23 protein-coding genes are annotated in these 23,913 nt (G+C 68.1%); 10 read left to right on the top strand and 13 right to left on the bottom strand.

Annotation, left to right across the window (positions count from 1 at the left end; translation table 11 throughout):
- Window positions 1–475: 475 nt before the first annotated feature.
- From BW730_RS18230 to BW730_RS13670, 3 genes are all read right to left on the bottom strand, one after another.
- Window positions 476–2,422, bottom strand: coding sequence for a DUF222 domain-containing protein (locus tag BW730_RS18230; RefSeq protein ID WP_145952877.1), 1,947 nt, complete (start codon window positions 2,420–2,422; stop codon window positions 476–478).
- 75 nt (window positions 2,423–2,497) lie between these two features.
- Entirely contained in the window at window positions 2,498–2,887 is a 390-nt protein-coding gene (locus BW730_RS13675) for a hypothetical protein (protein WP_077686741.1), read from the bottom strand.
- A 50-nt stretch (window positions 2,888–2,937) separates the two neighbouring features.
- On the bottom strand, window positions 2,938–3,333 hold the full coding sequence (locus BW730_RS13670) for a VOC family protein (RefSeq protein ID WP_226997231.1): 396 nt from the start codon (window positions 3,331–3,333) through the stop codon (window positions 2,938–2,940).
- Between the two features lie 904 nt (window positions 3,334–4,237).
- Here BW730_RS13670 and BW730_RS13665 point away from each other — a divergent pair.
- The 6 genes from BW730_RS13665 (at window position 4,238) to BW730_RS13640 (ending at window position 12,154) form a co-directional block, all read left to right on the top strand.
- Window positions 4,238–5,188 (top strand): hypothetical protein, encoded by a 951-nt coding sequence (locus BW730_RS13665; RefSeq protein WP_145952876.1) that lies wholly within the window; start codon window positions 4,238–4,240, stop codon window positions 5,186–5,188.
- 31 nt (window positions 5,189–5,219) lie between these two features.
- Complete coding sequence (locus tag BW730_RS13660; RefSeq protein WP_145952875.1) at window positions 5,220–6,197, top strand: hypothetical protein; 978 nt, start codon at window positions 5,220–5,222, stop codon at window positions 6,195–6,197.
- 28 nt (window positions 6,198–6,225) lie between these two features.
- Complete coding sequence (locus tag BW730_RS13655) at window positions 6,226–6,924, top strand: ABC transporter ATP-binding protein (protein ID WP_226997230.1); 699 nt, start codon at window positions 6,226–6,228, stop codon at window positions 6,922–6,924.
- A 517-nt stretch (window positions 6,925–7,441) separates the two neighbouring features.
- Entirely contained in the window at window positions 7,442–8,152 is a 711-nt protein-coding gene (locus BW730_RS13650; RefSeq protein ID WP_077686736.1) for a hypothetical protein, read from the top strand.
- Between the two features lie 226 nt (window positions 8,153–8,378).
- Entirely contained in the window at window positions 8,379–10,229 is a 1,851-nt protein-coding gene (locus tag BW730_RS13645; RefSeq protein WP_077686735.1) for an ABC transporter transmembrane domain-containing protein, read from the top strand.
- A gap of 161 nt (window positions 10,230–10,390) precedes the next feature.
- A complete protein-coding gene (locus BW730_RS13640) occupies window positions 10,391–12,154 on the top strand; it encodes an ABC transporter ATP-binding protein (RefSeq protein ID WP_226996824.1) in 1,764 nt (587 codons plus the stop codon).
- 520 nt (window positions 12,155–12,674) lie between these two features.
- Here the strand turns inward: BW730_RS13640 and BW730_RS13635 are convergent.
- From BW730_RS13635 to BW730_RS18225, 8 genes are all read right to left on the bottom strand, one after another.
- Window positions 12,675–13,271: a DEAD/DEAH box helicase family protein gene (locus BW730_RS13635; RefSeq protein WP_193432345.1), complete on the bottom strand. Its 597-nt coding sequence runs from the start codon at window positions 13,269–13,271 to the stop codon at window positions 12,675–12,677.
- 335 nt (window positions 13,272–13,606) lie between these two features.
- Window positions 13,607–14,314, bottom strand: a complete 708-nt coding sequence (locus BW730_RS13630) for a tetratricopeptide repeat protein (protein WP_145952874.1) — start codon at window positions 14,312–14,314, stop codon at window positions 13,607–13,609.
- A complete protein-coding gene (locus tag BW730_RS13625) occupies window positions 14,311–15,267 on the bottom strand; it encodes a vWA domain-containing protein (RefSeq protein ID WP_077686732.1) in 957 nt (318 codons plus the stop codon). Before BW730_RS13625 ends, BW730_RS13630 begins: the two co-directional genes overlap by 4 nt.
- Window positions 15,268–15,322: 55 nt before the next feature.
- Window positions 15,323–16,213, bottom strand: coding sequence for a VWA domain-containing protein (locus BW730_RS13620; RefSeq protein ID WP_077686731.1), 891 nt, complete (start codon window positions 16,211–16,213; stop codon window positions 15,323–15,325).
- Entirely contained in the window at window positions 16,204–16,668 is a 465-nt protein-coding gene (locus BW730_RS13615; RefSeq protein ID WP_077686730.1) for a hypothetical protein, read from the bottom strand. The genes BW730_RS13620 and BW730_RS13615 overlap by 10 nt, the downstream gene beginning before the upstream one ends.
- A gap of 3 nt (window positions 16,669–16,671) precedes the next feature.
- Complete coding sequence (locus BW730_RS13610) at window positions 16,672–17,550, bottom strand: DUF58 domain-containing protein (RefSeq protein WP_077686729.1); 879 nt, start codon at window positions 17,548–17,550, stop codon at window positions 16,672–16,674.
- A gap of 7 nt (window positions 17,551–17,557) precedes the next feature.
- Window positions 17,558–18,577, bottom strand: a complete 1,020-nt coding sequence (locus tag BW730_RS13605; RefSeq protein ID WP_145952873.1) for an AAA family ATPase — start codon at window positions 18,575–18,577, stop codon at window positions 17,558–17,560.
- Window positions 18,578–18,579: 2 nt separating this feature from the next.
- Window positions 18,580–18,987, bottom strand: coding sequence for a hypothetical protein (locus BW730_RS18225; protein ID WP_145952872.1), 408 nt, complete (start codon window positions 18,985–18,987; stop codon window positions 18,580–18,582).
- 274 nt (window positions 18,988–19,261) lie between these two features.
- Here BW730_RS18225 and def point away from each other — a divergent pair, with 274 nt between their 5' ends.
- A complete protein-coding gene (gene def, locus BW730_RS13600) occupies window positions 19,262–19,825 on the top strand; it encodes a peptide deformylase (protein ID WP_077686727.1) in 564 nt (187 codons plus the stop codon).
- Here def and BW730_RS13595 read toward each other — a convergent pair.
- Window positions 19,822–20,235 carry a CBS domain-containing protein gene (locus BW730_RS13595; RefSeq protein WP_158522668.1) on the bottom strand — a complete coding sequence of 138 codons (414 nt, stop codon included), beginning with the start codon at window positions 20,233–20,235 and terminating at the stop codon, window positions 19,822–19,824. The genes def and BW730_RS13595 overlap by 4 nt on opposite strands.
- 152 nt (window positions 20,236–20,387) lie before the next feature.
- Here BW730_RS13595 and BW730_RS13590 point away from each other — a divergent pair, with 152 nt between their 5' ends.
- The 3 genes from BW730_RS13590 (at window position 20,388) to BW730_RS13580 (ending at window position 23,107) form a co-directional block, all read left to right on the top strand.
- Window positions 20,388–20,939: a hypothetical protein gene (locus BW730_RS13590; protein WP_145952871.1), complete on the top strand. Its 552-nt coding sequence runs from the start codon at window positions 20,388–20,390 to the stop codon at window positions 20,937–20,939.
- 278 nt (window positions 20,940–21,217) lie between these two features.
- On the top strand, window positions 21,218–22,291 hold the full coding sequence (locus tag BW730_RS13585) for a ScyD/ScyE family protein (protein WP_077686724.1): 1,074 nt from the start codon (window positions 21,218–21,220) through the stop codon (window positions 22,289–22,291).
- 204 nt (window positions 22,292–22,495) lie between these two features.
- Window positions 22,496–23,107, top strand: a complete 612-nt coding sequence (locus BW730_RS13580; protein ID WP_077686723.1) for a hypothetical protein — start codon at window positions 22,496–22,498, stop codon at window positions 23,105–23,107.
- Between the two features lie 37 nt (window positions 23,108–23,144).
- Here the strand turns inward: BW730_RS13580 and BW730_RS13575 are convergent, their stop codons facing one another.
- Window positions 23,145–23,876, bottom strand: a complete 732-nt coding sequence (locus tag BW730_RS13575; RefSeq protein ID WP_077686722.1) for a RibD family protein — start codon at window positions 23,874–23,876, stop codon at window positions 23,145–23,147.
- Between the last annotated feature and the right edge of the window lie 37 nt (window positions 23,877–23,913).

Here is a 23,913-nt window from a genome sequence, read left to right as displayed (position 1 = left end):
GGCAGCCGGACGCCTGCGTTGCTCCGCCTGGTGAGGGTTCCGACGTGGCGTCGCGGAGACTTCGACCGATGCGGTCCGCTCCGCGTCCCGCATGGCTCAGTCGGCGGGGAGTCGCGTGGCCGAGTCGAGGCTCTCGTCGGAGAGGCGGTGGTTGCGGACGTCTCGACAGGCTCGACGATCGGTCGTCGCTGGTTGAGCCGGGCAAAGGCGCGAAGCGCCGCAGCCCGCGTCGAAACCCTCTGGCGCTCGGTGCGGGGACCTGTTGGCCGCCGCTGGCACCGGTTGCGGTCGTTGGCTGAGCTTGTCGAAGCCTCCGAAAGCGGAGGCAGCCGGACGCCTGTGTTGCTCCGCCTGGTGAGGGTTCCGACGGTGGCGTCGCGGGGACTTCGACCGATGCGGTCCGCTCCGCGCCCCGCATGGCTCAGTCAGCGGGGGAGTCGCGGCCGTGTCGAAACCCGCTGGCACCGGGTGAGCTTCATGCGGACGTCGTCGTCCGGCGTCGGGAGCCGTAGGGCGTGACGTCGTAGGCGTAACCGAGCGGGCTGGTCCACACCATCTGGCCGGGCGACGGCTGGTCGAGCACCCAGAAGCCGGCCGTCTTGGCCCGATGCACCCCGCGCGACAGGGGTGCCAGGTTCCCGATCCGGGTCTGCCCGGCGACGCCAGGACGGTAGGCGATGGTGTGATCCTGGTCGAGCGACCCGGTGCGTCGGTTCGAGAACGGGAACGGCTCGACGGGGAAGGCCAGCGTCACCGCACGACGCATCCGGTCGGTAGGGACGTAGCGATCGGCGGGCGCGAACCGGGGCAGGTCGATCACCGGTTGGACGCGCACGTCGAAGGCCGCCTCGCCGAGCAGTTCCCGCAGCAGCGCCGTCGTGATGTGTCCCGCCCGCTCGACCCGGGCGACCGGGCTCAGTTCGCCGAAGGCGTCGGCGTGCAGGTGCACCGACACCTGCAGCACCGGACGGCGACGACCGGGAGCGCTCCCAGCCTTGGCCCCGCGACCGCGAGAGGAGTGCGAACCACCCGACGGCTCATCCGCCAGTTCACCGGGCAGATGCGCAGCCGCCCGGTTCCTTTCACGCCCATCGTTGAGACCATTAGGCCCATCGTCGAGACCCGCCGGCCCCTCGTCGGGACCCGCAGCCGGGTCGCCGACCTCACCGGATTGAGTACCTGAGCGGCCGGATTGGCATGTGGTCGGTTCGGAACCGGGCCCGGGCAGAGTTCTCCCGGGTAAGGAGGCAACCGGTCTGGCGGTGGTGCGCTCGGGACCCTCACCGCGCACTGATGCCTGGTGGGGAGGCCCACATACACCGCTCCACGGGAAGCCCAGGCCACCGTGCGCCGGGACCGTCCTCGCGGGGAGATCAACGTGCGCCCCTCGGAGGGCCTCAGGCGCACCGATCGGGCGGCCGGCGCTCCCGGCGGTTGCCGCGACCGGCCTCGACGATAGTTCCGCGGCGGCCACCCCTATGACTTCACCAGACCAACCGGCGTCGCCTCCGGTGGACGCCACCGGCACCGCCGGGCGATCAGCCGCGACCCCGCCAGGTGTGACGATCCCGCCAGGCGTGACGACCCCGCCCCCGGCTGACGCGCAGCGGCGACAACGGCAGGGCAGATGCGCACCAGCCGCCGCGTCGAAGAACGAGTCGAGCAGTTCCGGCTGCGGCGCCGCATCCAGAAGGGCCGCCGCCTGATGCGGGTCGACGAGGACCGCCAGGGCCTTCGCGCGACGCTGGCTCGCCGTGAGCGTCGGGAACACCGGCTCGAGGAGGGCCGCGACCTGGTCGAGCCGCTCGTCGAGCAACCGCGCATCGAGCACGTCGAGGCGACCGGTGAGGTTCATCACACCGTCGAAGAGGCCCCAGACCCAGACGCCGCGATCCTCTCGCGCCTTCCGTTCCCGCTCGGCGGCGAGCTTGGCGTCCACCGCGATGATGAGCTTGTCGAGCAGGTTGAACGCGGCCGTCCATCCGAGACCCGCCTGGCGTCTGCACCACTGGTTGGTCACGGAGTCGGCGTGCATCGGGTGCAGGTGCGCGCACCTGGCGGCCGCCTTGAGCGCCCGGCCTGCGTCGAGTTCGAGCCGTTGGACCGCCTCGTACAGCCTGGGGTGACGGTGCTTCAGGTTCAGCGCGTCGGCCAGCCTCCCCGTCGCGGCCGGGGGAGTGCAGCCGAGCAGCCCGGCGATCTCGAGGCGCAGGTGCTCGGAGACGCTCGGGGTCCCTTCGCCGCCGACCTGCACGCGCCGCTCGACAAGCACCTCGGTGAGTTCGTCCTCGTCCAGCCGGTAGCACTCGGCCAGGTCGCACAGCGCCTCGATGATCTGCGCCTCGCCCCGCCGACGCGCACGATCGCCGTCGAGCAACCGCTGCGCCGCGGCCCGCCCCTCGATCAGTGCACTGCCTTCCATACCCCTCACGCTACGCGGCCCCACTGACAGTTTTCGCCGCCGAACCGCCCCGGGCAAGGGCTTCTGTTCCCGGTGCTACTCGTTGACGATGATCCCGATGGTCACGGGTTCGTCCAGTGGCTGACACTCGCCCGGGCTCTCGACGAAGCAGAGGTGCACCTCAACGGACGTCTCGCCCGGCGCGACGCCGGTCACCGTGATGTAGGCAGGCTCCTCGCAGCCACCCGGCGCGCAGCCTGGGTCGGCCTCGCCGTGGGTCAGTTCGACTGTCGCGACGGCCTCGTCCGGGCCGGTGACGATCGTCATCTGTCGCCTGGCGCTCTGGTTCGAGGTCCCGACCTCGAAGAGTTGCGACTCGCCGACGGCGACCTGCGCCTGCCAGGGGATCGGATTGGGATCCGGGTCGACCGGTGCGGGCCCGATCCCGAAGAGCGACATCAGGAAGGCCAGGATGATGGACAGCATGGCTCAGGTTCTCACCGGAGCGGGTCGTCAGCATCCCGTCATCGGGCGACCTACTCGGACGGGTTGATGCTGACCATCCATTCGATGCCGAACTTGTCCATGCAGATGCCGAACGTGGCGCCCCACACCTGTGGTTCGAGCGGCATCCCGACGTTGCCTCCGTCGGCCAACCGCTCGAACCAGCCACGCAGTTGCGCGGCGTCCGTGCCGCCCAGAGAGATGTAGTTGCGGGTGCCTCCCCAAGTCGCCTCGGCCCCGGGCATTGCATCGGAGGCCATGATGACGAAGTCGGGCGTGGTGAGCGCGGCGTGCATGGTGCCATCGGTTGGCATGTCGGCCATCCCGAAGTCGGCGAACGACGAGACCGCCAGGTCGCCCCCGAAGATGGATTGGTAGAACTCCATCGCCTCGCGCGTGTTGCCGGCGAAGTTCAGGTAGGGATTCATAGTCACGGACATGAGAGTGCCTCCTCGAACGATCTCTCACGACAAGCGTAGAACTGCCTGCAAGCGGTGCGGTGCGTCGACGATATCCACCGCTGAGCCGCCGGTTATCCACAGCTTTGTCCACACCGGGGGATAAGTTACAAGCGTGTCGTTCGACCGCCTGGCTGCCGGTGCGAGGGGAGCAGCTGTCGAGCGATGCTGGTCTTCGAAAATAGCCCGCGACTAGCCAACGAAGGCTATCCTTGAACAGAGGATCGGTCAGTCGAGCAGGATGAGCAATGATGCCCCGTTCAGTACACGCTTCCAGGTCACGACGCCGAATGCGTGTAACCGTAGCCCCCACCTGCCTGATCTCGCTCAGCGCTTTACCCGCCCTCGCTGACCCTGCACCCGACACGGGGCCGCCGCCAGGCATATCCGATGTCGATGGACGTGTTTTTGGCGCGGCTGACGGGTACGCGTCCGAACAGGGTGAAGTCGACGCCACCGGAACGGCTGTGGGGGCGTCTCTACTATGGCCGTGCAGCGGTACACGAAGGGGACGAGTTGGGCTGCCACCAACCACTACTTGCTGGTCGGCTACACGGGTGAGTCGCAGGCATACGGAAACGTCTACTCCTCCACTCAAAGAGTGATCTCCGCGAGCTTCAAGTACACGCGTGACGGTAAAGACGTCATCGGTTGGCAGACATCCCGAGCAAAGCAATCTGGGTGCTCCTGGTCCGTGGGGACTAAGGCAAGAAAGAGCATCACAGACTCGCTCGGATGGAATGATCCCGTGACAAAGTTCCGCTACGATTTCGGCACGATTCATCCGTCTGTCTGCTGATAGGCCGTGACCCTACGGACTCCGGCTCTTCGTGGCTTCGGGCTTTGGTCTCTCTCATGCGTGTGCCTCACCGCCTTGCTTGCCTTCCTCCCTTTGCAGACGGCCGATCGCGTCGACTTGGCGAAGGCGGATGCGTTCGGAGCCTCGGGAGCTTCCCTGACGCAGGTCGCGGTCGGGCTGTCATCCCAGATCGATGCGCGCGACACGACCGCGGCACTGATGGTCACGCTTGAGAAGCACTCGGCGGCTGTGGCCATGACAAGGGATCCCGATGCAGGTTTCGTGTTCGTCACTGATCGGGGAGGGCTCTTCGGCGGCGAGTATCCTGCCCTGGAACCGTACGAGGCCCTTGTCAGCGCCCGATTGTCAGCGGACTCCGGTTTCCTGGAGGACTTGGGCGGCGGTGGCTTCGTGGTGGTGGGCACGATTCCGAAGCTCGCCGAGGTCGAGGGAGTGGCACCCAACGTCGTCTCCGCGGCTGGTGAGGATTCCTACGGCTCGGGCTACTACCTCTTCACTGTGCCTCGCGGGGGTGACATCCATGCCCTGCAGGAAGACCTGGATCAGCTGTGGCGCGCCCACGGGGTGGACGTGGTTCACGAAGGTCTCGCCCCGCCGCCGGATCGTTGGGCGGTTCTGTTAGCGATGCGCAACCCATACACCCTCTTCGTCTGGTTGGCTCTAGTGGGATCGTTGGCTGCGCTCGTTGTTGTCGGACGCTCACCTTCAGTGCGGGCCACGAGGTGGTTGCGGATAGCGGCTTCGTGCGGGGCAACCAGAGCTGCCGCCTGGCGACGAGTGTTGGCACGCTATGTCAGCAGCGCTGCCGCAGGTTCCGCCATCGCATGTGGATCCCTCTGGGGGCTTGCGCTGGGCATCGGCCAGTTGAGCCTTCTCGCGTCGCCCAGCTCGTTGTTGTGGGAAGTCCTTGTCGCCAGCCTCGGTGGGCTGATTATCGCGGCGTTGATCGGTGCGGGCCACGCGTGGGCAGCGGTACGACGGGTTGATCATGAGATTTGTTGGTGACTTGCGGGCGGCGGGGCCGTGGCTTCCCCTGATGGCAGCGGTCCTCACGGTCGTGTCGATTGTCGGCTTCGCGTTCTCGCTTGAGGAGGTCAGCCAGAGCCCGTTCGGGGTGGAGCCATCTGATCCTCAAAGCATCACCCTGGGTGCGGTTCACACCGGCTCTGCGCTGGTGCATGACTATGAGACGGCTGAGGAACTGGAGCGTTCTCGCTTGGCCGACCCAGGGCTGTCGTTGCTGATCTCCGCCATGAACCAGGATGACCGAATGCGGTTGACCGTCGATCCGGCGATGCTGGGCGACGGCGGGGATGGCCACTCGAGTCTGCTGATCGTGAGTGCCAGTCCGGTTCGCGACGACGCCGCCGCGACATTTGGCGGGCACACATTCCTTGTCGGTTCCGTGAACCATACAGATATCGGGGTCGAGGATCTCAAGGAGTTGGGAGTATCAGCATCGGTCACGCCCACCGAACTGGTTCGCGGGTTTGTCTGCGGCGGCTGCTCGCTCAAGGAGGGACGTGAACTCGCGCGCCGAATGTCGTTGGCTGAAGCCTCGGGAGGAGCTGAAGTCGTCTTCTTTGCCAGGCAGCTCGACGCCGCACCGTCTGCAACCGGCGTCATGTACCGGCGCGCCCAGGTGATCGAACGTTGGCATTTCGTTGTCGCAAGCATTGCAGCCGCCGTGGTCGCCGCAGCGTTGACTCAGCGCATCTGGGATGGCCGCGAGTCAGCCTTCCGCATCGACCAGCTGGCTGGCGCCACGGCTGGCCAGGTGTGGTGGCGTGCGCAGGGCTTGCTTTTGGTGGGAGCGACGCTGCCAGCTGTCACCGTCGTGCTTGGGCTGCACGCCTTGATGATCATCTTCGATGTCGCTGGGCTGTTGGCCCCCGGCCGGGTACTGATGGTCCTCGTCCCAGTGCTTGCCTTCCACGCCATCGCCACCGCATACCTCACAGCGCGGGTCCGGAGGCTGAGTGCCTCATTGACGAGAGGGGACAACCTTGAGTGACCAAGTCGCGATTCTGCGAGTTCGGGGCGTGCATCACTCCTACCCTGACGGGACTTCGTCGTTAGCCATCCTGCGAGGTGTTGACGTCGATGTTGCCTCGGGTCAAGCGGTGGCCATCACCGGTCGGTCAGGAAGTGGGAAGAGCACCCTTCTCCATATCGTGACCGGGCTGCTCGTGCCATCGGAAGGTAACGTGGAGATCTGCGGGGTGAGCCTCGACCCTTCTCACCCGGCTGGCGTCGGTCTGGTTCGGCGAACCCATGTCGGCCTCTCGTCTCCGCGCTTCGGCTTGCATCAGCACGAGACGGTCGCCTCCAACGTCGAACTTCCCCTCCTGTTCGGTCCCCATCGGTCGGCGAAACGCGATCGGGCTGCGGCTGTCAAAGAGGCGCTTGGGCGCGCAGGTATCGCTGCCCTCGCTAGTAGGCGGGCCCGAGAACTGTCTACCGGCCAGGCTCAGCGCGTGGCGCTGGCTCGAGCCATCGTCAAGCGGCCTGCCCTGCTGGTGGTCGACGAACCCACCGCTGCGCTGGACGAAGAGACCTCCGCGGAGATGGTTGCCCTGCTCAGGGCGCTCACCTCGGATGGAATGGCGATTCTGACCGCCACTCACGACCCACAGGTCAGCGCGGCGTGTGACAAGGTTGCCCATCTTGCAGACGGGGTCCTCAACCGGATGCCCGTGTCCGAACTCAGATCGGAGAACCACCGAAGCCTCTCCGGCTAGTTTTCGCTCAACCGCTCCAAGATCGGTCAGGATCGCCCCACCCCGTCTTCAGCTGCCAAACGTTCAGCCACTAGGAGGCAGGCTTCCGCCATCGAATCGTGTTTGCTAACCGAAGGAAGTTCCCGAAAACTGCGCTCGCCCTATGCTTGGGCGTCAGGATGACGCCAGATGGCACCCAGGCGACCCAGTGGAAGTGGCCTGAGCAGCGACTCGACGAAGCTGATGATGAGTTCGTCACGTTTCTGAGTGAGGTTCCGACCTGGCCCCCTGCGCCAAAAGAAACCATGCTCGGTGTTCAGCCTTTCTGGATGATGAGGCGAGATGATGCGCCGCCCGACTGGCGGCTACTTTGAACACCACCCGAGATGCGGCGGATCTGTACAAAGTGCTGAGCATGAGTTTGAAAAAACTAGGCCGCGGCTCGACAGCAGCAGCGGTGGCCCGGGCGCGCTTCGCGCTAAGACTTCGACCACCGGCGACCAGCGAGTCTCGATGGCCGCCATGGTCTAATCGAGACGTGCAGGAGAGATTGATCGTCGGGGGTTGGGTGCTGGTCAGGCCGACACCGACTGCCCCATGCCAGGGGACGACCCTGCCGCCGCTGCTGTGGTCGATCAGTGATTGCATCCAGGATGAACTCCCTCGCCCAGATCCATGGCTGGGCGACTGGTTCCAGGACGAGGCGGAAGCGGTGCGTGCCGCGGCCAACGTGACAGGCGAAATGCCCAGGGTTGTCACGGTCGCTCTGGTGCCCGAAGACGCGGTTGATCTGATGGCCGGCGAGGACGCTGAGTCCTCTCCTTGGTTTGACTTGCTGCGTCAGCAAGTGGCCTTGGATGCCGGGCGCTATGTCCATGGCTTTGAGGTCGTTGGGGCCGAACACTATGTGGATGTCCACTCGTGGCATTGCCACCGCTACGCAGACGAGGTGTGGGAGAAGCTAGGGATCCACACCAACGATAAGGGCCTGATCCCCACGTACGCGGAGGCGCAGGCAGTGCTCACGTGGATGTGCAACCTACCCGACTCCGAAGCGCCGGAGCCGTGCTTCTGGACCATCGTGGCGCTGGCCGAGGGCGAGATAGCGGTGCCGACGGTCCCGTATCGGGCGGAGACGGAGTCGCTGGCACCGGGGACATTCACGCCTTCTGCCCCGCCCGTTGGGGTGCGGAGTAATTCTGTGCCTGCGCGAGTGCGTGAGTGGCTCAAAGGCCTCGGCTCCGCTTAGCCGGCGCTCACACCGTCCGTTGACATGCCGGCGCCACTTCACTTAGTGTGAGCGCTGTTGTCGATCTGGAGGAGGTGCAGTGATGTTGACCATCGTCGCCACTGTTGTCCTCGGTCGGCCGCGCGTTTTTTCCGCCTGACCGGACCTGCGCACCCGACGCCCTGAGCGTCCCCCAACCCTCCAGATCTTCGCGTTGTTGACGACGCCGTCCACATAGGACTCACTCATGTTCACCACCCAGCGCGGGCGCTTCGACTTCCCGCCTGCCATCCCCGTTGACTCGCGCCCGGACACGAGGTCGCCGAGCCGGTTCCTGTTCTGGCTGATCCGCTCCTACGGCTGGGTCGTCCCTGCCATGACGGCCTCCGCGGCGACCTGGCTGATCCCGGCCGCCGTCACGCCGTGGCTGCTCGGCCGGGCCATCGACACGGGCATCAACCACGGGGTCGTTGACTCTCTCGGCTGGGTGGCCGCGCTGCTCGGCGTGATCCTGATCGGGGTGGTCGGCGGCATCGCCTTCCACACGTTCGCGGTGCGCATGTGGCTGCTCGGCATCTACGGGATTCAGCGGCGCGTCACGCGGCAGTCGGTCCATCTCGGGCACGTCCTGAACCGTCGGGTCCCCACCGGTGAGGTCCTCAGCGTCTCGTCGTCGGACAGCGACCAGTTCGGCGCGACCGTCGACGCCTTCGGGCATGCCATCGCCGCGGCGATCAGCTTCCTGCTCGCGTCGGTGCTCATGCTGACGACGTCGCCCACGCTCGGCCTCCTGGTGCTCGTCGCCGTTCCGCTGCTTGTCGGTGCGTCGACGCCGGTGCTGCGGCCGCTGACGCGGGCCCAGGCGGCGGAACGCACCGAGTCGTCGTCGCTGACGTCGCTCGCGACCGACATCGCCACCGGTCTGCGCATCCTGCGCGGGGTCGGCGGCGAGCGGACCTTCGCGGCGAACTACGAGCGCCAGTCGCAGAAGGTGCGACGCCTCGGTGTCCGGCTCGGCACCTGGCAGGCCCTGGTCGAGGCCATCAGCATCCTGCTGTCCGGCCTCCTGCTCGTCGCGCTCGTCTACCTGGGCTCGATGCGACTCCTCGAAGGCACCCTCTCCGTCGGTGAACTGATCAGCTTCTTCGGCTACGCCGTGTTCCTGATCTCGCCGATGCAGACCTTCTTCGACTTCGCCCAGAAGTGGGTGCAGGGCCTGGTCGCCGCGGGCAAGACGATCGCGCTGCTCAGCGCCGACGTGCCATGGGCGCCGGGCCAGCAGAAGCTAGGCGACCGCCCGGTGCTCGTCGATGAAGCCTCCGGCGTCACGGTCACGCCAGGCCGAATGCTCGGCGTCGTCTCGGCCGATCCCGACGCGTCGGCGGCCCTTGCCGACCGACTCGGGCGCTACCTGCCCGATGGGACGCCCGAGGACGCCGACGACGACGAACTGTCGGCCCGCGCGAAGCGACGCGCGCGTCGGGAACGGATGGCCGAGCGTCGTCGCCGTGCCAGTGAAGATGCTGAGGCGGCAGCCAAGTCCTGGGGTGTGAGCGCGGACGGCGTCGACTACTCGCTGCTCGAGGTCACCGACCTGCGGGAGCGGATCGTGGTGTCCCACACCGGAGCCATGCTGTTCGCAGGAACCCTGCAGACCGCAGTCGATCCGTGGGGGACCCACAGCCGACAGCAGGCCGAGGAGGCTTTGCGGGTCGCTTCCGCCGAGGACATCTACGCGTCGCTGCCCGACGGGTGGCAGGGCCGGATCGACGAGAAGGGCAGGGGCCTTTCTGGCGGCCAGCGCCAGCGGGTCGTCCTCGCCCGGGCGCTGCTGCGCGATCCCGAGATCCTCGTGCTTGTGGAGCCGACGTCCGCGGTCGACGCACACACCGAGGCGCGCATCTCGGAGCGACTCGCTGGCCACCGCCTGGGTCGCACCACCGTCGTCGTGACGGCGTCGCCGCTGCTGCTGCGCCGCTGCGACGAGATCTCCGTGCTCGTCGACGGCCGGGAGGTCGCGCGCGGCACCCATGAAGAACTACACGATCATCCTGACTACCGCAGCGTCATCGCGCGCGGGATGGAGGACTCGCCATGAGCGAACAACTATTGAGCATCACCTCCGCCGATACCTGGCGTGAGGACCCGCCGCCGCCCCGCGTTCCGGCAGGGCTCGAGGTGCCAAGGGGTGCCGGCCTGCGACGTCGGCTCTCGTCACTCAGGCACCGGCATGCGGTTCGAGGCGCGAACGCGAGGTCGGTGTACGAGGACGCCCGGGCCCCGAAGCAGGGCTTCCCGGTTGCGACCTCGGCCCAGGCGGCCGGGTTCCTCGGCTCTCTGATGCGTAGCCGCAGGTCGGCGCTGGTCTGGGCGATCCTGCTCAACCTCGCGGCCGCCGGGGTGGGCCTGGTGGCTCCACTGCTGCTTGGGCAACTCATCGACCAGGTCACGGCGGGCGCGCTCGGGCGCTCGGACGTCACGACCATGGCCGGAATCATCACCGGCCTGATCGTTGCGCAGGCCGTCCTGACGTTCGGCGCGCGGCGGGCTTCCGCCGTCTTCGGCTACGACCTGCTCGCCGCCGCCCGCGAGGAGGTCGTGCGCATCGTGCTGCGGCTGCCCCTCGGGCACGTGGAGGCGTCAGGGTCGGGCGACCTGCTGACCAGGATCACCTCTGACGTCAGCAAGATGGCCACCGCCGCGCGCTGGGCGCTGCCGAACCTGATCGTGTCGGTGGTGCTGATCGGGGCGACCGTCACGGCCATGGTGGTGAACTCGTGGCTCCTGACGCTTCCGATGCTCGGCACCGCGCTGATCATGGCGTTCGGCGGTCGCTACTACCTGGGGCGGGCGACGGCCGGCTACATCACCGAGTCGGCGTCGTACTCCGGCATCAACTCCACCACCACGGAGACGGTGGAGGGCGCCAGGACGGTGGAGGCGCTCGGCCTCGGTCGACGCCGGATCGAGCAGTTGGACGAGGACACCGAGGTGTCGGCACAGGCGGAGCGCTACACGATGACGCTCAGAAACATGCTGTTCGCCATGGTCGACTCGTCCTTCCAGCTGCCCCTCGTCGGCGTCGTCCTGCTCGGTATCTGGGGCCACTCGCAGGGCTGGGTCACGATCGGTCAGATCACCACGGCCGCGCTCTACGTCTCGCAGTTGCAGGGTCCGCTCGACCGCGTCATCGCCGTCCTTGACCACCTGCAACTGGGCATCGTCGGCACCGCGCGCCTGATCGGCGTCGCACAGCTCGACGACGACCGCACACCAGGTGAGACACAGCCGGACGGCGTGAAGCTGACCGGCTGCGACCTGCGGTTCGGCTACCGGCAGGGAGTCGACGTGCTGCACGGCGTCGACCTCGACCTGCGTCCGGGCGAGCGGCTCGCCGTCGTCGGGCCGTCTGGTTCGGGGAAGTCGACGCTTGGTCGCCTCGTCGCCGGCGTCAACCGTCCGCGCACCGGTGAGGTCACCGTCGGCGGCGTCGACGTGATGGACCTTCCCCTCGACCGGCTGCGCACCGAGGTGGCGCTCGTCACGCAGGAGCACCACGTGTTCGTGGGCTCCGTTCGCGACAACGTCGTGCTCGCCCGCGAGACCAGCGCGTCCGACGCCGAGGTGCAGCAGGCGCTCGCAACCGTCGGGGCCTGGGGCTGGGTCTCGAAGCTACAGGGCGGGCTCGAAGCTCAGTTGGGTCACGGCAAGACGGCGCTCACCCCGGCCCAGGCCCAGCAGGTGGCGTTGGCCCGGCTCATCATCGCCGACCCCCACACCCTGGTGCTGGACGAGGCGACCTCGCTGATCGACCCGACCTCGGCCCGCAGCCTGGAGGGCTCGATGGCCGCGCTGCTGGACGGTCGCTCGGTCATCGCGATCGCGCACCGCCTGCACACGGCCCACGACGCCGACCGGATCGCGGTCGTGGAGGACGGAAGGATCGTCGAGTTGGGGGCTCACAGCGAACTGCTGGAGAAGGACGGCGAGTACGCCCGACTCTGGAGGGCCTGGCGGGACTGACCAGGGGGGACGCGCTCGTGAATGTGAGCGCGTCCTCACCCTCCCAGAAGAGTCGACTAGAGGGTGAGCAGGGCTGTCCTCAGTCGCTTGGGGGCGGTCTCGTCGGTTCGGGGATGCAATCAGGCCCGTCGGAGTTTGCCTCGCGTGAGGTGACGCGCAGCATTGCTGGCCTGATGAGTATCGCCCTAGACATGTAGATCGTTTTGCGATGCTTTGGGTTCGGGCGAGCGCCGGTCGACTTCGGCTTCGGTGCTGGTTGCGCATTCATGGTGGCCTCCTTACCGGTCTGTGCTTCACGGTAGAGGAGGGGTCTGACAAGCATTCCTTGTCCGACTGCTAGCTCGCCTGATCATCAAGCCCCGACCAACCAGCGCCCACACCCGGGTTCACCACGGCCGTGCTCAGCATCCTGAGGAGCCTCGCGTTGCTCGGCACCGGCCTGCCGACGATCGCGATAGGCCTCCGTGCGTTCGACATCGTGAAGGGCCAGCGGAGACGGCCCAGGCAGACGTCGCGCTGATTACGTTGTGCTGACGCCCGCTGTCGATGTGGTTGTCGACTCCAACCAGGACAGGATCCTTGCCGCGGATTCCTCCGGTGCCAGGTCGGTCGTGTCGAGGACCAGGTGTGGATGGGTCGACAGCAGGTCGGTCGCGACCCCGGTGCCGTCCTCCGACGTCATCACCCAGGTGGATTCCATCTCCCGGACGTTCGCGTCCGACCACTCCAAGTCGCGCTTCGACGGCTTGTGCAGCAGTCGCTGTTCGGTGCCGTTGCGTGATAGGCGGGTGTTCAGGTCGGCTCGGAGTTCGACGAACGCGACCTCGCCGTCGAAGATGTCCACGTAGGACCGGATGACATCCCGGTCTCCCTCGCTGTCGAGCGCCCAGACGATGCTGAAGACCAGGTCGATGCCGTGCCGGGCGGCCTCCTCGAGCACCCGACGGCGGAACTCCTCGTTGAGCAGGTTGAACGGCTCGGTGCCGTGGCCGAACGTCTCGAGCAGCGGTTCGATCGTCGCGTGGTTGTGGAAGAGACGGAACCGGCCGGTGTCGGCAAGGGCGCGCCCGACCGTCATCTTTCCCACGGCGGGTGGGCCGAACACCATCAGCAGCATGGGTCCATCATGGTCGCTGGCGGGGCCTCCCTGCGGGATCGCCCCTCGTGAGTGCCGGTAGTTGGGGGAGGTCCCTGCGTGACGTCACGGGATTTCGACCGACGAAGCGGCGCTCCGCGTCCCTTCGTGGCTCAATCAGCGGCCCAGACGTCACGCGACCGACGAAGCGGCGCTCCGCGTCCCTTCGTGGCTCAATCAGCGGCGCAGACGCCACCGGATCCGACGGACGACGCCCCACCCGCGCCTACTCGTGGCTCATCAGCCGGCCAAGCGGCACCGGATGACGACCGACTAGGCGACGTTCCGCCTCACTTCGTGTCGCAGCCCCAGCGACGTCACCAGGAGCGGGGCGGGGGATCCTCAGAGGTGCCCTCGTTGTAGTCCTGCTCCTCGGTGTTCTCCCGCTGGCCCTCACGGTTGCGCTCCTCCAACCGTTCACGCTTACCGTCGCCCGGGTCGGCGCTGGCGGACGGTTCGCCGCTCGGGGTTGGCTCCGTGACCGGTTCGTCCGCCTTCGAGTCGGACTCCTGTTGCTTCTCCTCGAGCCGTTCCTTCGCCTCCTCGGCGGCCTGACGCTCCGACTCGTCGCGGTCGGAATCCCCGCTGTCGACCTGCCCGCACGACCCCGCGGCCAGCACGTCCAGGGCCTCCGCGTAGAGGTCCCGCGCCTCCGCGGCCCGTTGCGCGGCGAGCAGGTCGCCGGCTTGAGCATCCATCGCGGCCACCAGGTTGATCCGGACCATGCAGTCGCGCTCCTCTGGGGCGCGTTCCAGCGCGCGTTCCAGGTCGACGCGGGCCTCGGTCGCGCGGCCCTGCTGGAGCAGCGCGGTGCCCCGGTTGTAGGACGCCACCCAGTCTTCGAGGACATCGAGCGTGCGGTTCCTCCCGAAGGCCTGCGCCGCGTCGGGGAATCGCGATTGGTCGTAGGCGTCCTGACCCGCGGCGTTGTTGCCGAGCATCAGGGTGACCTTGCAGGCGAACGCGAGCAGCAGCACGGCGATCGGGGCGAACGCGAGGGCGAGCCTGCGGCGTCGGCGGCTCATGTCCGCCCCCGCTCCGTCGAGGCCGAGGCGGCCCACTGCGACGCCTGCCGCCGAAGGGTCAGGGAGTCCCACAGTTCCCAGAGGACGGGACCGAGCAGCAACAGGGCGAACAGCCAGGTCCAGTCGTCGCGCGCGTCGAGTTGGCCGTCGACCAGCGAGACCGTGGCCGTCACCGTCGGCGTCGGCACGGGGCCAGGGGAGACGCGGTGTTCGTAGGACCCGCCCAACTGCTCGGCCATGGCCCTCAGCGTGGACTCGTCGGCGACGGAGACGGCCTCCCCGCCGTCGAGGTAGTCGCCGTCGTCGAGGCGCATCCGCCCGCCCTCGGCGGTGCCGTAGCCGAGCACCAGGGCGCCAGACAGGTAGCGGCGCAGCGGAGCCATCGAGCCGGGCGCGGTCTCGACCGTCTGCTCCCCGTCGCCGAAGTAGACAAGCACCCGGCTGCGTTCGGGGTGCTGCTTCGCGGAACTCTTCAGCAGCTTCTCGGCCTCGGCCAGCCCAGCGTCGATCGAACTGCCGCGCTGATAGATCTGGCGCGGGTTGGTCACCTCGAGGAGCGAGGAGACCGCGGAGGTGTCGAGCGTGAAGGGGGTCTCCGTGCGACCGGAGTGATCGAAGGTGACCACCGCGAACCTGGCCCCGGCGTACTCGGTCATGATCTCGGCGGCATCGGCGCGGACGCCGTCGAGGCGCGGCTCGGCATCGGCGTAGTCCTCGGCGACCATCGAGAGGCTCCGGTCGACCAGCAGCAGCACGTCCAGGTCGCGCACCGCGGTCGACGACGGGGCCGTGGCCACCGAGGGCCGCAGCGCCGCCAGCAGCACCAGGACGCCGATCCCGAGCCGACGCCACAGCGCAACGGAGGAGCGGCGCTGACGGATGGCGGGCAGCGCGACGGCGAGCAGGAAGGCGACGGCGACCGCGACGGTCGGCCAGAACGGGTTCAGCGCCACGACCTGGCCCTCCTTCCGACGACGATCCACCCGGCGAGGCCGACGGCGATCACCGTCAGTCCAATCGCGGACTGGTCGGTGACGACCAGTTGCGGCGTGCCGGGAAGCCGGGCCGCCTCCTGCGCCTGGATCGAGCCGATGATCTCCCGGGCGCTCGACGCGTCGTCGAGAAGGTAGCCGGCGCCACCGGTGCCCGCGGCCAGCGAGCGCAGTTGCTCGTACTCGGTGGTGTCGTAGCCGTGCAGGGTGAACACCACGACCCCCTGCTCCCTGACCATCGCGAACGCCTCGTCGACGGTGTAGATCGGCGGGCGTCCAGCGAGTTGTCGGAGGCGAGGATCATGGTGCGGGCCCGATCCTTGTCCAGGTGGTCGAAGCGCTGCAGGCACGACACGACCCCGTCGCCGATCAGGCTGCCGCCCTCGCCCGCGTTGGTGCCGCCCATGTAGTCGAAGTCGTCGACCTGGTCTGCGCCGCGGCGCAGTTCGTCGAGGATGAAGTCGTAGTCGTTGGTGAGCGGGAACTTCGCGATCGCCGAGGAGTTCCAGATCGTCAGGCCGACGCGCTCTCCCTCCAGGCCGGAGACGATGTCGGCGAAGGCCCGCATCAGGTCGGCGTCGATCCCGGTCATCGAGTCCGAGACGTCCAGGCACAACATGATGTCGCGGTTGTGCTGCTCGGAGTTCGCGTCGCTCGTCGCGCCCAGCCGCGACGCGAGGAGCCAGCACCCCGCCACGATCAGCCCGACGGAGGCGACCTGGATCGTCGCGGAGATCAGGAACCGGCGGGTCAGCGCCGTGAACCGCGGGGACGAGCGGATCGCGTCGGTGCCCGCGACCAGCGCGCCGACGCCGGCCGACGGCCTGCCCCGCAGCGCCCACGCCATGGCGAACACGACAAGCACGACGAGCAGCACCAGCCCCAGCCACCAGAACTTCAGCGCCATGTCGCCACCAACCGTTCCGCGGCGGCGACTGAGGACTCTGCCCCGACCGCCCGGTCCCCAGCGTCCGGTCCGAACGCGGGCCGGTACAGGCCCCCGACCAGGTCGGCGACCGGGGCGAGCGCCGGGTCGGCGCGCAGTTCGGTGAGGGTCATCGCCTCGACGTCGGGTCGGCCGCGACCGACGAGGAACTCACGCACGATGCGGCTGAGTCGCTGGCTCGCCCCGCGGGCGTCGACGGCCCCGGATGCCAGGTCGGAGCCGACGCCGGAGATCAGCGCCAGGGCCTCGCGGCGTCCCTGCTCCACGTCGGGACTGGGAGCGGGAGCGGGCGGCGGTTGCGGCCTCGGTCGGGTGAACCACCAGCCGAGAAGCGGAATGCCGCAGACGAGGACGACCGCGGCGATCGCCAGCGGCAGCCAATAGTCGGCGTAGGGCGCCGGCCCGAACACGGGCATCGCTCAGCGCCTCGCCTGTCGGTGCCGCTCCAGCAGCGCGAAGATCGACCCGACGACCTCGGCCTCGGTCGCGATGTGGCCGTGGGCGATCCCCAGTCGATCGAGGTGCCCGGCGCGGAGCGCGTGCCGTTCCGTGGTCCTCTGCGCGACCTCCTCGTGCAGCGTGGCGTCGCGCAGGAACCCCGGCCACGCCTGCCCTGTGGGCTGGTCCACGAGGGCGCGACCCAGGGCCGGGTCGGTCGGATCAAGGTCGCCGATCGTCAGGAACAGCACCTCGTGCTGGGCGCGCAACCGGTTCAGGAGACGGCGCTGGGTCTCGTCGAGGTTGGCGTCGTCGGCGATCACCACCAGGATCGTGCGGCGCCGCACCGTGCGCACCACGTGCTCAAGCACCCGCGTCAGGTCGGGATCGGGCGAGCCCGGCAGGCACGACGCGTCCAGCGACTGCAACATCCGCTCCAGCGCGTCCTCCCTGGACGACGGGCGTGAGCCCTGTACGCCGTCGGAGTTGCCGTGCGTCAGCGTCACCCAGTCGCCGTGCCTGATCGCCAACCAGCCGAGGACGCCCGCGGCAAGCGTGGCGACCTCGCGCTTGGTGGCGTCCGCGTCGCACATGGCCGCCATGGTCCGCGACGCGGAGACGGCAAGCGCGATGGTGTGCTTCCGGTCGGCCACGAACCGCTTGACGAGGAGGTCGCCGCGCCGCGCGCTCGCCTTCCAGTCGATGTCCTTCACGTCGTCGCCCGTCACGTACTCGCGGAGATCGAAGAAGTCCATCGAGCGGCCCAACTGCACCGACGCGTAGGCGCCGTCGAGCAGTCCCCGCACCTTCCGGTGCGCGTGCACCGCCATGCGGGTCTTGACCTTCGTGAGGAGGGCCATCGGAGTTCTACGGGGCGGGGACGGCGTCGAACAGCGAGTCGATCAGCAGTTCCGGGCGCACCCGGTCGGCGACCGCCTCGAATGTGAGCACCAGGCGGTGCCGCAGCACGGCGTGCCGCAGGGCCTTCACGTCGTCTGGGACCACATGGTCTCGGTCGTTGAGGACCGCGAGCGCCTTGGCGACCTGCAGCAGCGCGATGGCGCCGCGCGGGCTCGCGCCGAACTCGAGGTAGGCGGCGCGCTCCGGCCCGATCACCGCGGCGGGGTTTCTGGTGGCGTTGACCAGGCTGACGATGTAGCGCTTGATGGCCGCGTCGACGTAGATCCGGGAGGCGAGGCCCTGGAGGAATGCGACGTCGTCGGTGGTGAGGGTCGCGTCGATCCGCCGCCGCTCAAGGGCCCCCGACTCGATCCGGTTGAGGACCTCAAACTCCTCCGCGGGGGTCGGGTAGTCGACGATCTCCTTCAGCAGGAAGCGGTCCATCTGCGCCTGCGGGAGGACGTAGGTGCCCTCCTCCTCGATGGGGTTCTGGGTCGCGAGCACGAGGAACGGCTCCGGAAGTGGGTGCGTCTCGCCGCCGATGGTGGTCTGACGCTCCTGCATCGCCTCGAGCATCGCCGACTGGGTCTTGGCGCTGGAGCGGTTGATCTCGTCGAGCAGCACGAAGTTCGCATGCACCGGCCCCAGGCTCGTGACGAACCGGGCGTGCTGGGCGTCGTAGATCTGCGTACCGATGATGTCGCTCGGCAGCAGGTCGGGCGTGCACTGGATGCGCGAGAAGGACGCCTGGACGGCGCTCGCCATCGTCGACGCGGCGAGGGTCTTGGCGAGCCCCGGCACCGACTCGAGCAGGATGTGCCCCCGGCTGAGGAGCGTCACAAGCAGTGCCCGCGTCAGGTTCTGCTGGCCGACGACCTTGGTCGAATAGTCGCGCTGGAAGGTGCCGAGCAGTCGGCGGGCGTGGGCGAGTTCGTCACGGGTCGGCGGCCCAGCCGACGACGGCGCCGTGGTGGGCTGCGTTGACATGGTCAGGACAGCTCGCGCAGTTCGGAGAGGTAACTGGGGTTGGAGAGCCCGAGCGCGTCGGTCGTGACGGTGTCCGCGTCGTTCTTCACGACGACCTTGACTGCCGTTCCCGAGTCCTCGTCGGGGGTCTGTGCGACCACCGTCGTCAGGACGTCGGTGAGGACCGCCTGCAGCGCATCCTTGTCCGCCGCGTCGCTGGTGAGGCTGCAATTGATGAGGTACGACAGCGACGCCGGCTTGACGGAGCACGTCCCGCCGGTGACGCCGGACACTGCAAGCACCGCCGGTTCGACGCGCGCCTGGATGTCTTCGGATGCCCCGCTGCCCTTGGCTCCGCATCCCGTCAGCGCGGCCCCGGCCGCGAGTACGGCCACGGCCAGTGCGGCGACTCGCCGGGTGGATCGCTTCATGGTGGTCCCTCTTTCGTCTCGAAGCGAAACACTAGGTGGCGAGGGATCACCGCGAACCGCGCCGTGACCAGGGGCTCGGGTCAGTCTGGCCGAAAGTGGCGGGGCGGGGCCACGCCGTCAGACCTGGGGACGACCAGACGGGCCGCCGCGCTCCTGCCACGGGACGAGAGAGGGCCTCTAGGTCCGCGGGTCTTCGAGACGATTTCGCCTCAGTCTTCAGACCAAGTCACTGACCCGACGTAGATTTGGCACACCCCAGCTAGGAGCGTGCGCGATGCCGTTGGACCAACTGATGACTGTCGGTTTGGCGCTGCCCATCGTGCGATGGGATGCCCCCGTGCTGCACAAACCGGCGCGGCCCGTTCAGGAGTTTGGGCCGGATCTGTGGAACCTCATCGCAGACATGTTCGCCACCAACCGCGCCGCTGATGGGGCGGGACTCGCCGCACCACAGGTCGGAGTGGACCTCGCGGTCTTCGTCTACGACACCGTCGATGATCGGCTCAGGCGACATGCCGGTGTGGTCTGCAACCCCTCCATCGAGGTTCCGACCCGTGACCGACGGGTGGTGACGGAGGCAGAAGGATGTCTCTCACTTCCAGGTGCCTACTCTCAGCTCCCGCGCCCCTTCCGCGCGATCTGCGACGGCCAGGACCAGTTCGGTCAGCCCATCTCGATCGACGGCACCGGCTATCTGGCGCGTTGTCTGCTGCACGAAACCGATCACCTGTCAGGGATCGTCCTGGAAGACCGCCTCTCGGCGAGGGCGCGTGCGCTGCATCGTCGCGCGCACGCCGCCGTCGCCGAAGAGTACGGTCCGGACTGGCCGGCGCGCTAGTCCTTCGAGATCTCCTTGACGACCTCGCCCGTGTCCGCGGCGTCGAGGTCGCGGGCCACGTCGGCCTGCGAGATCACGCCGACCAGGATTCCGCCGTCGACCACGGGTACGCGCCGGATCTGATGCTCGGCGAGGGCCGCGGCCACAGCCTCGGCGGAGTCGTCGACCCCGACGGTGACCACATCGGTCGTCGCGATGTCGGCGACTGTGGCGGTGTTGACGTCCAGCCCCGCCGCGATCCCGCTGACGACGATGTCGCGGTCGGTGACGACCCCGACGATGGTATCGCCGTCGGCGACCGGCATCGAGCCGATTCCGAGGTTGGCGAGGGCGCGGGCCGCGTCGGCGAGCGTCGCGTCGGGCGCGAGCGTCTCGGCCGGTGAGGTCATCAGGTCCTTGGCGGTGGTCATGGAATCTCCGTTCGTGGATGGTCTCCCAGCCCACCACAAGTCGGGCCATCGTGGGGCCGGATCGCGGAGTTGCCCGGTCGGGGGCGGGCGCATGGCGCGGCGCTGCCCTGACGTCGGGTTATCCTCGGGGCTCACTTCGGGAGGATGCGCACATGCAACGAATCGTGGTCGCCGTGGCCGCCGTCGCGGCGCTTGCCGCCTGCTCATCTCCCGGATCTCCGCCGCCGGCGGAGCCCTTGGACGAGCGCCGCCTCGAGTACCTCACCGAGGCGTGCGGGTCGATGTGGACCGAGCCTCACGGTGACGTGTCGTTCCAGGCGACCGCGGCCCCCGCGGAGCCCTCCCAGGAGGCCATGACCGCCAAGATCAAGGTTGACGTGAACCTGGACTCGGATCACGGCAAGCATTCCGCAGGCCTGAAGTGGGTGCACGGCTACGTCACCGACGAGAAGGACTTCGTCGTCGGCCTGGTCACGGGAATCGGCGCCGCGGAGGGGGCGAGCGGGTCGGGCGTCGTCGAGGTCACCTTGGGAGCCTGTCCGGTCGAGGGGCCACTGCCCAAGGACCCCCTCGCCGACGGTGGCTACCGGCTGGCGCTGTACGGCGCGGTCAGCCCGACCGACCACAACCACGGGCAGCAGGAGTACTGGGTCGCCGACCCCCTGGCGGTCACCGTCAAGGACGGTGAACTGGCCATCGGCTAGTCCCGTCGTTGCGAGCCCGGACCAGGGACGACGCCGACTCTCCGACCACGACGCGTATGTGGTCACCGTCACGCGACCGGCCTTAGCGGGCCACCGGGGCGTGACCGGGCGGCGCGGCGCGCGGGGTTTCGTCACGATTCTCTTGCGCGGGAGAGCGCGCGGAGAGACTATGTGCCGGAGCCGTCATTGGGGGCGACTCGCCCGCGTTCGGACCCTCGTTCGGAGGTTCCGCGGGCTGAGTTGGGCCTGGCAAGGAAGTCAGGCAGAACGGAGCAGAAATGCGCAGAATTCGTGCGCTGTTCGCGGCCGGTGCCGCGGCCGCGCTGATCGTAGGGGCGCCGGCGCCAGCCTCGGCGTCGCCCCGAGAGCCAGTCACCAAGGTGTGGTCGAGCCAGGTCGCGGTGCCCTTCAGCCTGGCCGTCGACGGAAGTCGCGTCCTCGTCGCGGACGGAGGCCCAGGCATCATCGGCCAGTTGCAGTCGAACGGCAGCATCAAGCCGCTGCTCACGGGCATCCCTGGCCTCGCAGGGCTGGCGACCCGCGGCGCCTGGACGGCCTATGGGTCGTCGATCGAGGACGACAGCGAGCCACCCATCATCAGTGCGAGCGGCCTGAACATCAGGTCGCCCAAGGGTACGACTGTCTATGCCGACGTCCACGCCTACGAGACCAAGCACAACCCCGACGGGGCACTCACCTACGGCATCACCGACCCGACGTCGTGTGCCGCGGGCTTCACGGCACCGGGGCGGATCGACTCGCACGTCTACGGCGTCGCCTCCTGGCGGGGTGACTGGCTGGTTGCCGACGCAGGCGCCAACGCGATCTTCCGGGTCACCGACAGGGGAGCCATCCGCACTCTCGCGGTGCTGCCGCCTGTGCCGGTAACGCTGACCGCGGAGTCGGTCGGGGCGCTCGGGCTCGGCGACTGTGCGATCGGGGACACGTTCTACGCGGAGGCCGTCCCGACGGGCGTCGCGGTGGGGCGCGGCGGGGACATCTACGTCAGCACGCTCCCGGGATTCCCGGGGGAGTCCGCCTCGCTCGGCGCGGTCTGGAGGATCAACCCGAGCAACGGCAAGGCGACCATGGTTGCCTCAGGGCTGTCCGGCGCGACCGGGCTTGCAGTGTCTGGATCGAAGATTTACGTTGCCCAGTTGTTCGGGCCGGGCATCGCGCTGGTTGACCACGGCAAGGTCTCGACCTTCGCCCCATTGGCCGGCTCGCTGAGCGTCGCTACGGCGCCTAATGGCACCGTCTGGGCCTCCACGATGGACCTCTCCGGGCAGAAGCCTGGAACCATCGTCAGCATCTCGAACAAGAGGGTGACCGTGCGGGGTCACTTCCGCTGAGTCGAGCCTGAATGGCCCCGTCGACCGTCGCGTCGGCGGGGCTTCGGCATGGTCGACAAGCGACGAACCGACCACCCTTTCGACGCGTCTCCGGAATGGCCAGGATATTTCCCGGCGCGGGGGCACAAACGTCTGAGCGCCCAAGTAGTCTGACGCCGTCAAGGCGTGAACTCTCCGCGAGGAGTTGTGAACAGGGGGGGCTCAATGGGCAAGGCGATGAAGGTCGGTGGCTTGCTGACAATTGGGCTGTTGGTAGGCGCATTAGTGATGTTTGGAGCCGTCAGGTTGGCGCCGGTCCTCCTTGCGTCCGGCAACAATGCTGAGAGCCGAACCACCCAGGTCGTTCAGTCCGTGACCAAGAAGCAGGAAGTGGTGCTCCTAAGCCTGGGGATCCAAGGGATCGCGGAGAGCACCGACAAGAGCAAGATCCTGGGAATCGACATTCCGGGGAGCGATCGAGCCACATTCCTCCAGTACAACTTCAGCGCCAAACTCGGGCTGGATGGCGAGTCGGTGAGGGTCGTCTCGACGGGTGAGAACAGCTACCGGATCGTGATCCCGGAGTTCGTGTTCATCGGGCATGACGACGAGTCCTTTCGCCTGGTCGCCGAAGACAACGGGGTCCTAAGTTGGGTGACTCCTGAGGTCGACACTGCCGAGATGATCAGCGGCATTCTCAACGACGAGGCCGAGGCCAAATATGTCGACGCGAACATCGACATTCTCAAGGATCAAGCGAAGGTCTTCTACACCGGAATCATCAGCAGCATCGACCCCGACGTCAGCCTCACGTTTGAGTTCGCGGACGCGAACTGAGAGGTTCGCGTCACCTGAATCCCGTCGACAGCACGCTTCAGGACAGCACCCGGTAGCGCGTCCGCACGACGCCCCGGTTGGTCGCCACGTCGAGCAGTTCCAGCAGGATCGGGGACTCGTCCTCGCCCAGTTCCGGCCCGTCCATGATGGTCGGCGCGCCCAGGCCGCCGATCAGCCCGGGAAGCGTGACGACGTCCAGCACGTCCACCAGGCCCTCGCGCAGCAGCGTCGCGTTGATGGTGCCGCCGGAGTCGGCGACGACCAGTTCGAGGCCGAGGTTGGCGCGGAGTTTCCGCAGCCCCTCGCGCAGGTCGACCCTGTCGCGCCCGGCGACGAAGTAGCCGACCCCGAGGTCGACGAGGCGCTGCAGGTACCCGGTCGGGGTCGCCTCGCACACGAGCAGCAGCAGGCGCACGCCGTCCATCTCGGTGAACTTCCAGTCGACGCGGCCGCGACCGTCGGCGATGACGTACCACCGCTCAGACCCGGTTGCGACCGGCGGGTGGTCCCGAAGGAGGGCGGAGTCCGGCGGCGTCGGGACGGGCCATTCGGGTGCCGGGGCGTCGACGTCGACGAGTGAGCCACTGCCCTCGAGGATCGCGCGGGCGCCTAATTGCTCGTGCCGATCGGTGAAGGCGCCGGGCACGGCCATCGTGCCCCAGCGGCGCCCGACCCGGTCGTCCATCAGTCGCTGCGACCGGCCGAGCGAGATCCGCCCGTCGACGCTTGCGGTCGTCGTCAGCACGACCCGGGGGAGTTCGGCGTCCATGGGCCGAGCGTAGCTTCGGTGCGCCGTGCCGCGGGTA

The sequence above is a fragment of the Tessaracoccus aquimaris genome (assembly GCF_001997345.1).
GTDB classification, from domain to species: Bacteria; Actinomycetota; Actinomycetes; order Propionibacteriales; family Propionibacteriaceae; genus Arachnia; species Arachnia aquimaris.
This window is presented reverse-complemented; position numbering and strand designations above follow the sequence as displayed.

Excerpts from the sequence above, each read along its gene's own strand:
- BW730_RS18230 (WP_145952877.1), bottom strand. The coding sequence starts at position 2,422 with ATGGAAGGCAGTGCACTGATCGAGGGGCGGGCCGCGGCGCAGCGGTTG.
- BW730_RS13675 (WP_077686741.1), bottom strand. The coding sequence starts at position 2,887 with ATGCTGTCCATCATCCTGGCCTTCCTGATGTCGCTCTTCGGGATCGGG.
- BW730_RS13670 (WP_226997231.1), bottom strand. The coding sequence starts at position 3,333 with ATGAATCCCTACCTGAACTTCGCCGGCAACACGCGCGAGGCGATGGAG.
- BW730_RS13660 (WP_145952875.1), top strand. The coding sequence starts at position 5,220 with ATGGCAGCGGTCCTCACGGTCGTGTCGATTGTCGGCTTCGCGTTCTCG.
- BW730_RS13645 (WP_077686735.1), top strand. The coding sequence starts at position 8,379 with ATGTTCACCACCCAGCGCGGGCGCTTCGACTTCCCGCCTGCCATCCCC.
- BW730_RS13635 (WP_193432345.1), bottom strand. The coding sequence starts at position 13,271 with ATGCTGCTGATGGTGTTCGGCCCACCCGCCGTGGGAAAGATGACGGTC.
- BW730_RS13630 (WP_145952874.1), bottom strand. The coding sequence starts at position 14,314 with ATGAGCCGCCGACGCCGCAGGCTCGCCCTCGCGTTCGCCCCGATCGCC.
- BW730_RS13620 (WP_077686731.1), bottom strand. The coding sequence starts at position 16,213 with ATGGCGCTGAAGTTCTGGTGGCTGGGGCTGGTGCTGCTCGTCGTGCTT.
- BW730_RS13615 (WP_077686730.1), bottom strand. The coding sequence starts at position 16,668 with ATGCCCGTGTTCGGGCCGGCGCCCTACGCCGACTATTGGCTGCCGCTG.
- BW730_RS13610 (WP_077686729.1), bottom strand. The coding sequence starts at position 17,550 with ATGGCCCTCCTCACGAAGGTCAAGACCCGCATGGCGGTGCACGCGCAC.
- BW730_RS13605 (WP_145952873.1), bottom strand. The coding sequence starts at position 18,577 with ATGTCAACGCAGCCCACCACGGCGCCGTCGTCGGCTGGGCCGCCGACC.
- BW730_RS18225 (WP_145952872.1), bottom strand. The coding sequence starts at position 18,987 with ATGAAGCGATCCACCCGGCGAGTCGCCGCACTGGCCGTGGCCGTACTC.
- def (WP_077686727.1), top strand. The coding sequence starts at position 19,262 with ATGCCGTTGGACCAACTGATGACTGTCGGTTTGGCGCTGCCCATCGTG.
- BW730_RS13595 (WP_158522668.1), bottom strand. The coding sequence starts at position 20,235 with ATGACCACCGCCAAGGACCTGATGACCTCACCGGCCGAGACGCTCGCG.
- BW730_RS13590 (WP_145952871.1), top strand. The coding sequence starts at position 20,388 with ATGCAACGAATCGTGGTCGCCGTGGCCGCCGTCGCGGCGCTTGCCGCC.
- BW730_RS13585 (WP_077686724.1), top strand. The coding sequence starts at position 21,218 with ATGCGCAGAATTCGTGCGCTGTTCGCGGCCGGTGCCGCGGCCGCGCTG.
- BW730_RS13580 (WP_077686723.1), top strand. The coding sequence starts at position 22,496 with ATGGGCAAGGCGATGAAGGTCGGTGGCTTGCTGACAATTGGGCTGTTG.
- BW730_RS13575 (WP_077686722.1), bottom strand. The coding sequence starts at position 23,876 with ATGGACGCCGAACTCCCCCGGGTCGTGCTGACGACGACCGCAAGCGTC.